The 14,032-nt window shown below is 46.8% G+C and carries 13 protein-coding genes; 7 read left to right on the plus strand and 6 right to left on the minus strand.

Features of this window, described 5'->3' with window-relative positions; translation table 11 throughout:
- The first annotated feature begins 233 nt into the window (after window positions 1–233).
- The 6 genes from MH215_RS19475 (at window position 234) to MH215_RS19500 (ending at window position 6,588) form a co-directional block, all read left to right on the plus strand.
- Window positions 234–908 carry an AzlC family ABC transporter permease gene (locus tag MH215_RS19475; RefSeq protein ID WP_145411086.1) on the plus strand — a complete coding sequence of 225 codons (675 nt, stop codon included), beginning with the start codon at window positions 234–236 and terminating at the stop codon, window positions 906–908.
- The gene (locus MH215_RS19480; RefSeq protein WP_239292914.1) at window positions 899–1,228 is read left to right on the plus strand and encodes an AzlD domain-containing protein; all 330 of its coding nucleotides are present in this window, start codon (window positions 899–901) and stop codon (window positions 1,226–1,228) included. Before MH215_RS19475 ends, MH215_RS19480 begins: the two co-directional genes overlap by 10 nt.
- Before the next feature lie 128 nt (window positions 1,229–1,356).
- Window positions 1,357–2,154: an NAD-dependent epimerase/dehydratase family protein gene (locus MH215_RS19485; protein WP_239293115.1), complete on the plus strand. Its 798-nt coding sequence runs from the start codon at window positions 1,357–1,359 to the stop codon at window positions 2,152–2,154.
- Window positions 2,155–2,284: 130 nt separating this feature from the next.
- Window positions 2,285–2,944, plus strand: a complete 660-nt coding sequence (locus MH215_RS19490; RefSeq protein WP_239292915.1) for an SGNH/GDSL hydrolase family protein — start codon at window positions 2,285–2,287, stop codon at window positions 2,942–2,944.
- Between the two features lie 254 nt (window positions 2,945–3,198).
- A complete protein-coding gene (locus MH215_RS19495; protein WP_239292916.1) occupies window positions 3,199–5,328 on the plus strand; it encodes a heparinase II/III family protein in 2,130 nt (709 codons plus the stop codon).
- A gap of 129 nt (window positions 5,329–5,457) precedes the next feature.
- Window positions 5,458–6,588, plus strand: coding sequence for a glycoside hydrolase family 88 protein (locus MH215_RS19500; RefSeq protein ID WP_239292917.1), 1,131 nt, complete (start codon window positions 5,458–5,460; stop codon window positions 6,586–6,588).
- Window positions 6,589–6,797: 209 nt separating this feature from the next.
- Here MH215_RS19500 and MH215_RS19505 read toward each other — a convergent pair whose 3' ends face one another.
- Entirely contained in the window at window positions 6,798–7,427 is a 630-nt protein-coding gene (locus tag MH215_RS19505; RefSeq protein WP_239292918.1) for a class I SAM-dependent methyltransferase, read from the minus strand.
- 194 nt (window positions 7,428–7,621) lie between these two features.
- Here MH215_RS19505 and MH215_RS19510 point away from each other — a divergent pair, with 194 nt between their 5' ends.
- Window positions 7,622–10,012 carry an Ig-like domain-containing protein gene (locus MH215_RS19510; RefSeq protein WP_239292919.1) on the plus strand — a complete coding sequence of 797 codons (2,391 nt, stop codon included), beginning with the start codon at window positions 7,622–7,624 and terminating at the stop codon, window positions 10,010–10,012.
- A 178-nt stretch (window positions 10,013–10,190) separates the two neighbouring features.
- Here the strand turns inward: MH215_RS19510 and chrA are convergent, their stop codons facing one another.
- The 5 genes from chrA to MH215_RS19535 form a co-directional block, all read right to left on the minus strand.
- Window positions 10,191–10,736 carry a chromate efflux transporter ChrA gene (gene chrA / locus MH215_RS19515; RefSeq protein ID WP_239292920.1) on the minus strand — a complete coding sequence of 182 codons (546 nt, stop codon included), beginning with the start codon at window positions 10,734–10,736 and terminating at the stop codon, window positions 10,191–10,193.
- A gap of 3 nt (window positions 10,737–10,739) precedes the next feature.
- Window positions 10,740–11,327 carry a chromate efflux transporter ChrB gene (gene chrB / locus MH215_RS19520; RefSeq protein WP_239292921.1) on the minus strand — a complete coding sequence of 196 codons (588 nt, stop codon included), beginning with the start codon at window positions 11,325–11,327 and terminating at the stop codon, window positions 10,740–10,742.
- A 12-nt stretch (window positions 11,328–11,339) separates the two neighbouring features.
- A complete protein-coding gene (gene chrS, locus MH215_RS19525; protein WP_056703659.1) occupies window positions 11,340–11,834 on the minus strand; it encodes a chromate efflux transcriptional regulator ChrS in 495 nt (164 codons plus the stop codon).
- Window positions 11,835–12,233: 399 nt separating this feature from the next.
- Window positions 12,234–13,349, minus strand: a complete 1,116-nt coding sequence (locus MH215_RS19530; protein ID WP_239292922.1) for a PAS domain-containing sensor histidine kinase — start codon at window positions 13,347–13,349, stop codon at window positions 12,234–12,236.
- Entirely contained in the window at window positions 13,342–13,992 is a 651-nt protein-coding gene (locus tag MH215_RS19535; protein WP_056703663.1) for a response regulator, read from the minus strand. Before MH215_RS19535 ends, MH215_RS19530 begins: the two co-directional genes overlap by 8 nt.
- Window positions 13,993–14,032 lie beyond the last annotated feature (40 nt).

The raw sequence follows: 14,032 nt of genomic DNA on the forward strand, positions 1-14,032 counted from the left end.
TAATATATATTCGGCTGTATAGGTCATTTGGATTAGGTCTATTTGAGTGCTTTTGCATAAAAAATTTTACCTCTCCCCGAATCTTTCATCTTGTGGTATATTTCTAGGTTAATGTGTGAAAAACACCTATACACCAAGAGGAGTAGGAAGGGGTTGTACCCGAATTGAGTAAAGCAGTCACGGTCGAGGCTGAGCCTTCATCCGCAGCAGACGTGCAGGATACAGCTTCTTTTATGCAAGGGGTTAAAGACTGTATCCCAACATTGTTAGGCTATTTAAGCATTGGTTTTGCTGCAGGTGTTATTGAAATGACAGCAGGTCTAAGTTTAGCGGAAACGGCCTTGCTCAGTCTGATCTTATACGCAGGATCAGCCCAATTTATTGCTGCTGGTATGCTTGCATCGAATGGGTCGGCAGCTGCAATTATATTTACGATATTTTTTGTTAATCTTCGTCATTTGCTGCTCAGTGCGGCGGTGTCTCCGTATTTTCGCCATCTGACTCCACTCAAAAATATGTGGATTGGCTCTCTGCTCACCGATGAGTCATTCGGTGTAGCCATGACTCGTGCGATTGGGCGCGAGAGATTAAGTGAGCGCTGGATGCATGGACTGAATATTACCGCGTATCTGAACTGGTTTGCAGCGAATATGGCAGGAGCGTACTTTGGGCGCTGGATTACGAATCCAGAGCGGTTAGGGCTTGATTTTGCTTTACCTGCTATGTTCATCGGTCTGATCGTGCTTCAACTTGTACAACGAAAAAATAAAAAGCTACATATTAACGTCGCAATCATCGCAGTAGTATGTGTCATTATCGCGAGCATGGCGTCACTAGGCAGCATGAGTATAATTGTAGCCGCAGTTATTGCGGCGACCATGGGAGTGGTGATGGAAAGATGGAAGTAAGATGGGATGTATTCTGGATCATTATGGGCTCAGCATTGTTAACATTTATTCCTCGGGTGCTGCCTTTGATGTTGTTCAGTAAAATACAGATTCCGATGTGGCTGCTACGCTGGCTTGAATACGTACCTGTAGCGGTTATGGCTTCTCTAATTGGACAGGAACTCTTCATGTCTGGTAACAAACTAGTACCGATCACACAGAATCCAGCGTTATGGGCTGCCTTGCCTACGCTTATTGTCGCAATCTGGACACGAAGCCTACTTGGAACCGTCCTGGTAGGTATTGTTACGATGATGATTTTGAGGTATTGGATGGGTTAGTTCTACGTCAAAATCTCCAGTGATTAGGAGTAAACCTTCGGCTGAATCGGTTAATAATGCTCTATAGAAGTGTCTTACATGATAGAACATGATGCTGAAGAGCGAAGGGAGCGAGATCAATGGGAACGATAAGGCACAAAGTGTTAATCACAGGAGCGGCTGGTGTAATTGGTCGAAGTCTACTTACGGGACTAAGAGCATTGGAAAAGTATGATATCGTAGCTGCTGATCTGCAGCAGGACGATGAGGCAGGCATTGTAGAGCTGGATGTTACGGATGCGGAGAGAATCAAGGAACTCACTCAAGGTGTGGATACGATCCTGCATATTGCCTGGGCAAAGGATGAAGAGGATTTTCTAGGCAAAGTGCTACCGATTAATGTGACTGGGGCATACCATCTGTATGAAGCTGCTCGATTAAATGGTGTGAAACGTGTCATATTTGCAAGTTCGAACCATGCAACAGGGTTCTATAAAACAGGCGAGGATATAGAGGTTGATGATCCGTATCGGCCAGACAGCTTCTATGGGCTCAGCAAGTGTTATATCGAGTTGTTGGGACGGTATTACGTTGATAAGCATGGCTTGTCTTCATTCAACATCCGAATTGGTAACTTCTCTGGAGACACACATCCACATTCCGAACGTTCCGCACATATCTGGATTTCGCCACGGGATATGGTGCAGTTAGCCCATTGTTGTATTGAGGCAGACGCGAACCTTACGTACCTTAACTTATATGGAACTTCAGCGAATACAGACAATTATTACGATATCGGATACCTCAAAGAGAAAATTGGTTACACTCCCTTGGATGATGCGGCAGATCTATGGGAGGAAGCCAAACGTCATGGCGCACCTGATAAACAGGATGAAACGGCCTATCAAGGCGGCGGTTATACAGCGAAGGAGCAAAAGGGAACCTAGACATGTGTCTAGGTTCTTCTTTATTTTAATATGAAAACGCTATTTTCTATTGGGCGGGAAAGGGATAAAATGGGGAATGAGGTAGTCAGATGTTCATTTCTATTATTATTCGAAGGAAGGAACGGTATCAATGACGAGTACACATTCATCCGTTATATTGTTTCAGGGAGATTCAATCACAGATGGAGGAAGATCCCGTAATGATGACCCGAATCATTTTCTCGGTCACGGGTACGCTTATCTAATCGCAAGCAGATTGAGTGTAGATTTAGCAGCTAGACAGCCGCTTTTCTACAATAGAGGTATTAGTGGTGACCGCGCATCCGACCTGTATGCACGCTGGAATGAGGATACGTTCAGCTTGAAGCCGGATCTAATTAGCATCCTGATTGGCGTTAACGATGCTTGGCGTAGCATGAATGGTGAAGCGAGCGGATTCACTGATCGTCTTGGACGAGCGTATCGCCACCTTTTGGAAGAGACACGTGAAGTGATTCCAAATACAGGACTGGTGCTGATGGAGCCTTTTATTTTGCAAACAGGAGCAACTATAGAGAATTGGGATCGTTGGCAGGAGCGAATTGGTGAATATCAGCACTTGGTTCGTGAGCTCGCCCATGAATTTGATGCTGTATTTGTACCGCTGCAACAGCAGTTCAACGATGCACTTCAGCAGGCAGAAGCTGCTTATTGGTTATGGGACGGTGTTCATCCAACAGCAGCAGGACATGAACTGATTGCTCGCCAGTGGTTGGATGTGGTACAGAACAGCCCATTGAAAATACAATAATAGAGGTAGTTATCTTCATCCCATCTTCTTGGTACTGAAAACAGCCCTTTTTAAAACACGCAATAATATCGTAAGCGGAGGAAGGCAATGTGCACTTTCTTCGCTTATTACAATGCGGTAGGAACAAGTAGGTCGAAGAGAGTAGTTCTTTTTGTGAATTGGAAGTTACTCCCTAAAGAGTGTTAAAATGATCATATGCATATCAAGCAATAGCTCAAATTGAAATCGGTTACAGTGGTAAGGAGGCTTTTCTCATGACCGTCCATCCTGGACTGAACTGGACGACGAGGCAGATTGCAGAGGCATTGGAGCAGGGAACCTCGGAAGCTTTAGTAAGCGTTTCCGAGTGGAAAGGCAAGATTGCGAATACACGGGATGATCAGGAATACCGTGATTTTTGGAAGGACATCGAGATGTATGCGTTAAGGGCAAGCCGTGAGCCTTTGCCTGAATTATCGTTTACCCTTTTGCGTCAATTCAGGGATACTGGGGAACGAAAGGCGTATGAAGCAGCTTATTTTGAACGTCGTGGACGAATAGTGGCTCTTAGTGTATTAACGGCTACGTCGAAGACTTCTACATACGTATCTCTGCTGGAGGATCTGATCTGGAGTGTGTGCAATGAACACACCTGGTGCCTGTCTGCCCACATACCACCTGAAGAAGAAGCGAATGCTTACACATGGATTGATCTGTTTGCAGCAGAGACGGCTCAGATGCTTGCAGAGATCATGGTCATGCTGGGTGGCATCATAGATGAGCGAGTAGAGCGCCGGATTCGCTCTGAGATGGAGCGCCGGATTTTCACACCGCTATATCGTGAGGACCGAACGTACGGCTGGGAACGTGCAGAACACAATTGGTCGGCCGTATGTAGCGGTGGCTGCGGGGTGGCTGCACTCCTTCTGCTGGAGGATCAATCGCTTCGGGTTAAGGCTGTAGAACATACCTTGCAAGCAATGGATGCCTTTCTGCATGGCTACGGCGAGGATGGTGGGTGTGCAGAGGGCATCGGTTATTGGGTATATGGGTTTGGCTTCTATACGTATTATGCGGAGATGTTACGAACCTTCAGTGCAGGTACACTTGATATGTTATCTGAATCTAAGACGAGAGCTATTGCGTTATTTCCCCAGCATATTCATATGTCTGCAGGCACATTTGTTAATTATTCAGACAGTCATGAACGGGAGGTTATTCCGTCAGGCTTGTTATCGAGGTTAGCTGAGCGAGCGCAAGGAGAAGTCAACTGGCGGTTGTCCATCCCTCTTTTGACAGATGATCCATGTAGGCGCTGGGCTCATGTCGCACGTAATCTGTTATGGACGGATAGGGCTGTACTTGATGATCATCGTGAGCAGGCTGAGTCGCCCCCGTCTCAGACATTTATCGTACTGGAGGATCTATCATGGATCATGGGTAAGGCTCAACTGATGCATGCCGAAGAGATGGCAGGGATCGAGATTGCTTACTCGGTGAAAGGTGGGCATAACGATGAACCCCATAATCACAATGATCTGGGGCATTTTATTCTTCATGCGTCGGGTGACAATATTCTCTGTGATCCAGGTGCAGGTGCGTATACTCAGGCTTATTTCAGTCCTGGACGGGAGAGTATTCTCCAGATAGGTTCTCAGGGGCATAATGTGCCAATCATTGAAGGAACGGTGCAACAATCTGGAAGAGAAGCTGAAGCAAGGTTGCTTGAAATGAAGCATGCATCACCGCATTACGTAGCCATTACCTTCGACCTCACGTCAGCCTATGGGAATGCACCTACATTGGCTCGATATACAAGGCATTTCAATTGGAGTTGTCCTCCGGCAGCTCAAGAGGCTGAGCTGTTGGTAGAGGATCATTTTACATGGAAGTCCGCCCAAGATCCTGATTGTATAGATATGGATATAGATGATGTGGCACGAGCAAGTGAGCTGAATCTGGGTATTGATGCAGGACGAAATAGAGAAATAAATGAAGTTTCAAATCCAACTGGAAATGTAAGTGAGACTCCAAGTGTGAAAGCAAATATAAATGCAAGTACAGTTACAAGTACAAGTACAAATGCAGGTGACTGTGCGCGTATATACAAACATGTGATACAGCGCTTGGTCAGCCACGTTGAACCTGTGTTCCACGAGGGTATGGTTCAATGGAAGACCGATAAGGCGATCGTGAATATGAAGTACGAATCGGTTCATTGTGATGAGTATTGGAGCCCTCGTCTTCAAGTGGTGGATACGGTTGACCATGATCATCTTCCCCTGAGGCTGTATGTTACCGAGCTTGCATTGGTGCGTACATCCAGTCAGGGTATGGAAACCACAGTTTCATCTGTGCAGGAGACCTGGTGCAGAATGAAGTTTATCACTCAGCCTAGAGTGTAGCGGAGAATCGGTTGGCATTGTAGCTCTTATCGCTATGAAACGCATGTGAACATGGAAGCGTTGGGTGTGCACCTATTGTAGCAGCCCTATTAATAGACCAAAAAGATTGATTAGAGGAGGATACAACGTATGACAGAAACGGCTAATTGGGTAGAAGAAGCATGGCGGCAGGGTGCAGCAAAAGTACTTCGCAACGCAGAGCGGATTAAAGATACCTTTCCACATATTGCTCCGCAAGGCAGATATGATCAGAATGATCCAGAGTGGTGGACGGCGGGCTTCTGGCCAGGACTACTTTGGCTGGTCCATGAAGCAGCGCCGAATGCTGAGGCTGTTGCCTCCTTGGCGCGTATTGCTGAAAGCTGTGAGCGCCAATTGGAGGGTTGTCTTCGTGATCCGGACTCTGTCGATCACGATCTAGGGTTTATCTGGCTGCTTAGTGGCGTAGCCAACTACAGCCAGACGGGCAGCGCAGATGGCAAGCGGCGAGGCTTACTCGCCGCGAATCTACTTGCTGCCCGCTTCCACGTGCGCGGTGAGTTCATCCGCGCCTGGAATTTTAGCTCGTCAACGATGGACACGCGCGGCGTTGCCATCATTGACAGCATGATGAACCTGCCGCTGCTCTACTGGGCGTCAGAGCAGAGCGGCGATCCGCGCTTCCGCTGGCTGGCGGAAGCACATGCGGACACCGTAGCGCGTGAATTCGTGCGCGAGGACGGGTCCATCTGCCACGTGGTGGAGTTCGATCCACACACGGGGCAGAAGCTTCGGGAGCATGGCGGCCAAGGCCATGCTCCGGGTTCCGCCTGGGCGCGGGGTACCGCCTGGGCGCTGCACGGGTTTGCGCTGTCATTCCGGCATACGGGCGAAGTCCGCTATCTGGAGACAGCGGAAGGTGCGGCCGATTTCTTCCTCGCCATGCTTGGCGAAGAGATCGTGCCGATGTGGGATTTCCGCGCACCTGCGGAGCATCAGGTGGCGTGGGACTCGTCCGCTGCGGCCATTGCCGCGAGTGGACTGTTGGAGCTCGCGAAGCTGTCGCCACGCGGAGCGGAATACGCTGCGGCAGGTGAGCGCATCGCTCGTGGCTTGTACGAGCGGTATAGCTCGGGTGAGTCGGCAGCTGAGGAAGGCCTGATTATGCAGGGAACCGTGCATTATCCAGAGGGACGGGGCATAAATGTCCCAATTATCTATGGTGATTATTTCTATATGGAAGCACTGGCGAAGCTGCAAGGACGTCCCGGGTTCTTTTAATTCCTTTCACCAGCCTCCTGCAATTATTCATGAATTATGATAACTAATCTAATCTATAAATAAAAAAACACAGTGGTTGAGTGTGCAGAGTAGAGTTTCTGTGGAATCCACAAGAATCCTTACATGAGCACATCTTACCACTGTGTTGTTTTTGTTATGCCGCCAATAATAGAGAACAGTATCGAGTGAATAGCTTAACCGTCAAGACCTTACAGTGTGCGCTCATGCACATCTTTATGTTCCAGGCTACGTCTCAAAATAACAAAATCCGCTGATGATTGATCCGGATAACGCTGCGGGATGATCTCTTGCACTTTGAATTCCGGATAATCGTATAGATAATGGAATAGATTGCGATCTTGGATCGTATCAACGCCTGGGTTTCCTGTCCCTTTCAGCCGGGTGTAGAGGACAACCCACTCTCCAGAGGTATGCAGGATATCATACAGTGTATTACGGAAATCTTGTTCATCTGTAATGTGGTAGAGTACATCGAGACAGATGGTCAGATCCGCCTGAAGAAAACCTCGGTTAATCCACAGACCGGGTGTATATAACATGAAGCTTTTGGATGTATCGCTCGCAAACTTAGAAGCACATAAACGAACGGACGATGCTGCTACGTCCATGCCGAGATACGTGCCATAGTTCATGTACTGTAGCTGATTACCGTCCCCACATCCAAACTCAATTACGCTGCTGATGCCTTCTCGCTGAATGAGCTCATTCACAATCTCAGCCTTGAATTCAGCCAGTACACCGTAAGAGCCTCTCCCAGATGTTTCTCCCGAGCGATAGGTTTGCTCCCAATATTCAATGTAGTCGAAAGACTTCGTCATCGTTGTCCCCCAATCATCCATCAATTTCAATTGCCGCTATACTAGCGTATGCGGGAACTTATCCTATATGTACTTGAGTGCTTTTTGCGTCGCAATAAGAATTAATTTCCACTAATTTTCCTGAAAGTCTAAACATCTGGAAAGAACCTGCCGACATTAAACGTAAGGAAAAAAATGATTACAATCGGAGGGAAATGATGTTAAAGCCAAGATTGACCAAGTATATGGTGATGATGCTGGTACTGGTACTGAGTATTTCCAACGTAGGCCTGGCCGCTGCGGCAGATAAAGAATTATCCAAAATTGTATTATCTAAGAACGAGTTGTCGCTCGAAGTGGGTGATTCGACTTCAGTGACGGCCACAGGGGTATATAGCGATAATACATCGCAGAGTGTGACGATCAGCTCGGAATGGAACAGTAGTAACCCTTCAGTTGCAACGGCTGGAAGTACTGGAACCGTTAGTGCCAAAGCTGAGGGTGAAGCGACGATTACGGTAATTTATCAAGGCAAACAAGAAACGATTCATGTCAACGTGACGAAAAAGGTCAAAGCGCTATCCAAGGATGTACAGAAGCTGGATTTGCGCATCGGAGCTTCAAAGAAGATCAATTTGACAGCGACATATAGTGATAACACGGTAGAGGAAGCGGCATCGAAGATTGCTGAGTGGTCCTCTAGTGATGACAAGGTAGCAACTGTAGTGAATGGAGAGGTTACCGGGCAAAGTGCAGGTACAGCCGTGATCACAGGTAAGGTTGGTAAACAAAGCGTAACGGTAGATGTTAACGTCGAAGTCGTTAAACGTGTAGATGTGAACAAGAAGCAGATTAATCTGTTATTGAATGGTCAAGATGATGTAGAACTGACGGCAACTTATCCAGACGGTTCAACGAAAATTGTGACTGAGCTTGCAGAGTGGACAACAAGCAACGAGAAAGTCGCAGACGCAATCAAAGGTAAGATTAAAGGTTACGCTGCGGGTTCAGCCAAAATCACAGCAACTTACGGTACGAAGTCTGTAACGATTGATGTTGATGTTGATCTGACTAGCAAACTGAGCGCAAATAAACAAAGCGTGTTCTTGCGTGTCGATGGTACAAGCCCTGAAAGCAAGAATTCAGCAGACATTGTACTAACGGCTTCTTACCCGGATAGTGCGGATAAGACAGTCACAGATCTTGCCACATGGACATCCAGCAATGAGAAGGTAGCTACCGTATTCAAAGGTAAAATTACGGCAGTGGGCAGTGGTTCAACAACGATCAAAGCGACACACAGTGGTAAAACGGTAGAAATTGCAGTGGATGTAGATACAGCGAGATACCTAGATATTGCTGGCGTTGAGGACAAGCTTTCCATGAGCCTTGCGGACAATAACAAAACGAAGGACCTCATCGTGAAAGCAGAATATATTGATGGAAGTACCGAAACCGTAACTTCTCAAGCAACATGGACTTCCAGTAATGCAGATGTCGTCTATGTATCTAACGGCGAACTGATTGCATACAAATCTGGTACAGTGACCATTACCGTTGCCTATGGCGGCAAAACTGTTAAATTCACGGTTAATGTCGATGTAGCGGACAAGTATGAGATGGAGAAGAAAAAGGCTTCGGTTGCAGTAGGTGGCACGTTCGCTGCTAAGGTTTTTGCCATATTCGGGGAAACTTCCAAGGATGTATCTGAGGATGCAACATGGAGCAGCAGCAGTGACAAAATCGCTGAAGTTGACAGCAAAGGTAATGTAACGGGTGTAGCAACGGGTAAAGCGACAATTACAGCCAAAATCGAAGGGAAAACATTGACTTTGCCAGTTGAAGTTGGCATGGCTAATGATCTGGAAGCAGATGAGAACTTCGTTGTGTTGTCTGCGAAGGAAACGAAACAAATTGAGCTTACTGCTATGGATGAGGATGGATTAACGAAGGACGTGTCCTCTGAAGCAACTTGGAAATCAAGCAATGCACGAGTGGCTGATGTGAAAAAAGGTGTTATCACGGCGAACAGCAGTGGTAAAGCAAACATCACAGCAGAGTACGGTTCCAAGAAAGTCACCATTCAGGTAGAGGTTGACGTCATCTCACGGATTGAAGCATCCGTGCCAGCACTTTCTCTGAAATCAGGAGACACTTCAAACCTAACCGTTACCGTTCTATTGAGTGATGGTAGCGAGCGTGATGTAACGGACAAAACAGAATGGAAAACAAGTAACTACAAGGTTGCACAGGTGAGCAAAGGTGCTGTAAAAGCAATCGGTTCAGGTAAAGCTAAAATTACAGCGAAATACGGCAGTAAATCCGTTACGGTTGCGGTGGATGTGGATACCTTGAAATATCTGCAAACCGACAAAGTCACACTGACGATGAAGCCAGGTGACAAAGCGACCGTAATCGCAACAGCAACATTTGCAGATGGTAGTGAAGCAGACGTATCCAAACCAGCGTTGTGGAAGTCTTCTCGTATTGCAACAGCATCAGTGAAGGACGGCGTTATTCAAGCGAATGGTAAGGGTAAAGCAACCATTACGGTCACGTATGCTGGCGTGAAAACGAAAGTGACGATCGTTGTTGAAGCGAAGTAATCTCTTCGCAAGCCTAAGCTAAATAACAGTAGACATGTTGTAAGAATTACTAGCTACAACATACTAATAATAGAAAACGGTGATACCTGTTCTTGTGAGCAGGTATCACCGTTTTTTGTAGTAATATTTTAAAATATATTAATAATGAGCAATTCGTCTTCTAGAATGAGCAGTTGAATTACATGAAATGAGGCAGAACGAATGCGCCATAAGCAAAGGCAATGACAATCAAAATAGCAGGGTGAAGCTTGGTTTTGGTCATGACCCATAGCGAGATTCCCGCAATAATGAGGGTTTGCCAGATTCCGATCGACTCAGATGAGACTTGGCCAAACTCCCAAGTAAGTAGAATCATGAGCACGGCAATGACAGGCTGTACTAACAGTGTCATACCTTTGACCTTTGGAGAGGTACGGTATTTGTTAAGTAAGCGCAGCAACAGAATTAACGCGACGGCCGAAGGCACGATCGTAGCGAAGCTGGCAATGAAAGCGCCAAACCAGCCAGCGACCTGATAACCGACAAAGGCGGCAATTTTGGTAGCGATAGGTCCTGGGAGCGCATTACTAATGGCAAGCACATCACCGAATTGCTCTGTCGTCAACCACTTGTAGTGATTCACGATCTCTTCTTGCATAAGCGGAATGGAGGCTGGGCCGCCCCCGTATCCTAATATATTGGCTACAAAAAATCCCCAAAATAACTCCCACCATGTCTGTAGCATCGTCTAGGACACCCCCTTATCGGCGTTGTCCTTCGACTTGAAGCGCTGAACCACATCAAAGTGGAAGAAACCATAGACGAGAAAGACAGCGATGACGATGCCCGGGTGAACGTCTAATAGCAGCAAGAGCACAAACGCAATGACTCCGAATAGCAGAGCAAAAGCTTTGCCGAGCCCCTTCCACGCCTTCTTGGCGAACTCATAAGCCATCATGCCTAGCATGACAAAAATGACTGGGCGTACGGCTGCCACCATGCCTGCAACCACTTTGGATTCTCGCAGCGCATACATCGAGCCGAGCAGTGCAATAATGGCAATACTTGTCGGCAATATATGGGCTAGTACTGCTACAATCGCGCCCAAGAGACCTTTGGTTTTATAACCTAAGTATGCAATCATTTTGGTCGCAATCGGACCCGGGAGAGCATTAGCGATAGCTAAAATTTCCCCAAATTCCTCATCACTGACCCATTTATAACGTGTAACGGCCTCATAACGAATCAAGGGAATTACCGAAGGGCCGCCGCCATATCCCAAAATTCCGGTTCGCACCATTCCTGTGACGAGACCGCTATAAACTTTCCAACTCATGCTGTTATCCTCCTACAGTCTCATGCCCATCCGACTTTTATAACGTTTTAACAATAGTTGTGACTCTACTTTGACGATTCCAGGCATCTTATAGAGCTTCTCTAGTAGAAACTGCTCCATCTCCTCCATGTCGGCAAAAATACCATGCATGTGCAGGGTACTTGGGCCTGTCATATGGTATAGGCTGGTCACGGCTGGTTCTTCATCCAGCTTCTCCGCTACCTCGTCCAAAAAAGGAGGTTCTACGTCGACATTGAAAAAAGCTGAGACCTGTAGTCCAACCTTGCTGGGGTTGATGACAACCGTGAATCGTTCAATAACGCCTTTTTCGGATAGTGCATTAATCCGTGCCTGTACGGCTACGCGAGATAACCCAATCTGTTGTCCCAGATCGGTATAGGACATCCGGCTATTGTGATGCAGAGCAGCCAATATTTTGCGATCTATGTCATCCAGATTGTGCATTTGGGGGATTTCTCCACCCTTAGAAGAGCGTTTCTCTGCCATGATTGACCATCCTTTTCTATCACTAATTACAGTTAGATCATGAAATGAGCATTTATACATTTTGTACGTAGCACTCTTAATTTTAATGACGAAACGTAATCCGAGTCAATATATTTATAATAAATATGGATTATACCTGATAATTCACTTTCACTTTGTTAAATTGACCAAGTTTACTTTCTAAATAGAGCAGAAGTTGTCTCAAAAATAGAAAAAAGACTGCTCAAGAAATGATCCTTAGCAGTCAACAAATGTGTATGAAGTGCTTGAATGTTACGGTAACATCTACCTCAACGTAACGTCGACTTCGAATGCGATATGATGAATCCAATCCAGGCCAGCACGCAGTGCCCTGCTTCATGACGGGGTGGTCAGTCACATCTGATCGTACTCGTTGCATTACTTCGTTGATGTCCTTGGTAGAACGAGGGTGACGGTTGTCCCTTCACCTGGCTCTGAAGATACCCTAAGTGTTCCCCCAGCTCCGCGCGCACGTTCTTCCATGCTGAACATTCCAACGCCGTTACCTACCTTCGTTCCATTGAAGCCGACGCCCTGATCTTCTATGATGACTACGGTTGCATCCTCAGCATCTTCTACGGTCACTTGTGCTTCAGATACATCGGCATACTTCGCGATGTTGGTTAACGCTTCTTGGATGATCCGGTACATCGCGATCTCACGGTTCATCTCCAGTCGTCTGCGTAGATTGCACTCCAGCTTAACTTCGATCCCGTAGTGCCGATTGTAATTCTCTATGTAGGTGCGAATCGCAGGTACAACCCCGAGGTCATCCAATACAGAAGGTCTGAGCTCCCAAGCCATTCCACGAACATCCTCCATAATCCCGGTCACTTGTTTCCGCAGGGATTCGACGCCAGGATGTGGCTGATCTGCGAGCAGGCGATCCATCTGGATGACGAGAGAGAATAGACTCTGACCGATTCCATCATGCAGCTCGCGCGAGATCCGTCGCCGTTCCTCTTCCTGAATGTTCATGACCTGAGACATCATCGTCTGCAGCTCACCCTCTACACGTTTAAGCTTGGTCACTTCACTTCGTACAGCTAAATATTGATAGGGCTGTCCTTCGTTATCGAGGAATGGCACAATGGTGGTGTTCACCCAATAATAGTTGCCGTCTTTGTCCCGGTTACGTATCTCGCCATGCCATACCCTGCCGGAGGATATCGTATCCCACAAGTTCTTCATGAATGTTTTGCCATGATAACCTGAATTGATGATCCGATGATCCTGACCTATCAGCTCACTCCGATCATACTTCGAGATCTCACAGAATTTATCGTTTACATATTGGATTTTCCCTTTACGATCGGTGAGCGCCACGATGGAGGATTCGTCGAGAGCAAACTTCAGGTCACTAAGTTGATGCAGTGAACCTTTCAGTCTGCTGCGAAACTGGTCATCGGTGATATGCTCATCCAGCTCAAGAAGTAATTGCAGAACAGGCTGGTCGGCAAGTCCGCTGAGTCTATTTTCATGCTCGCTATTCAAAGTTCAGCAACCCCTTTTTCATCGCAAACTTCACGAGTTCAGGACGAGTACGGAGCCCGAGCTTCTCCATGAGATTGCTTTTGTGGGATTCTACAGTTTTGACACTAATGACGAGATGCTCGGCAATTTCCTTGTTGGCGTACCCTTTGGCGATCCATGACAAAATTTCCTTCTCTCGCTCGGAGAGCGTGTCGTATGGTCCGGCATTCTCTTGTTTTGCTTTATCGAGATACTCACTCATCAGTCGTTTCGTTGCACTTGGATACAGATATGCACTACCTTCTGCAACGGAGCGAATGGCGGCGAGCAACTCTTCATGTGGGGCACTCTTGAGGATATATCCGGAGGCTCCAGCATGGATGGCACGGAATAAATATTCTTCATCATCATGCATCGTCAGTATGAGAATGGCGATGTCTGGCATTAATTTTTTTAATTCAGCAGTAGCTGTTAAACCGTCCTTGCCTGGCGGCATGCTGAAATCCATTAAGACCACATTGGGCTTCAGTTGCTGAGCTTTGGCAATAGCTTCATCCCCGTCCGCTGCATCTCCAACGATCCGAATATCACTTTTTCCGTCCAACAAGGCGATAAGCCCGGAACGTACGACCACATGGTCATCAACGACCAATAGTTGAATCACATCATTTTCCCCCTGTCCGCATGCATATGTCTATCTCTAT

Source organism: Paenibacillus sp. ACRSA, from assembly GCF_022346845.1.
Classification (GTDB): Bacteria; Bacillota; Bacilli; order Paenibacillales; family Paenibacillaceae; genus Paenibacillus.

Coding starts and splice junctions, on each gene's coding strand:
- MH215_RS19475 (WP_145411086.1), top strand. CDS start 234: ATGCAAGGGGTTAAAGACTGTATCCCAACATTGTTAGGCTATTTAAGC.
- MH215_RS19480 (WP_239292914.1), top strand. CDS start 899: ATGGAAGTAAGATGGGATGTATTCTGGATCATTATGGGCTCAGCATTG.
- MH215_RS19490 (WP_239292915.1), top strand. CDS start 2,285: ATGACGAGTACACATTCATCCGTTATATTGTTTCAGGGAGATTCAATC.
- MH215_RS19495 (WP_239292916.1), top strand. CDS start 3,199: ATGACCGTCCATCCTGGACTGAACTGGACGACGAGGCAGATTGCAGAG.
- MH215_RS19500 (WP_239292917.1), top strand. CDS start 5,458: ATGACAGAAACGGCTAATTGGGTAGAAGAAGCATGGCGGCAGGGTGCA.
- MH215_RS19505 (WP_239292918.1), bottom strand. CDS start 7,427: ATGACGAAGTCTTTCGACTACATTGAATATTGGGAGCAAACCTATCGC.
- MH215_RS19510 (WP_239292919.1), top strand. CDS start 7,622: ATGATGTTAAAGCCAAGATTGACCAAGTATATGGTGATGATGCTGGTA.
- chrA (WP_239292920.1), bottom strand. CDS start 10,736: ATGCTACAGACATGGTGGGAGTTATTTTGGGGATTTTTTGTAGCCAAT.
- chrB (WP_239292921.1), bottom strand. CDS start 11,327: ATGAGTTGGAAAGTTTATAGCGGTCTCGTCACAGGAATGGTGCGAACC.
- chrS (WP_056703659.1), bottom strand. CDS start 11,834: ATGGCAGAGAAACGCTCTTCTAAGGGTGGAGAAATCCCCCAAATGCAC.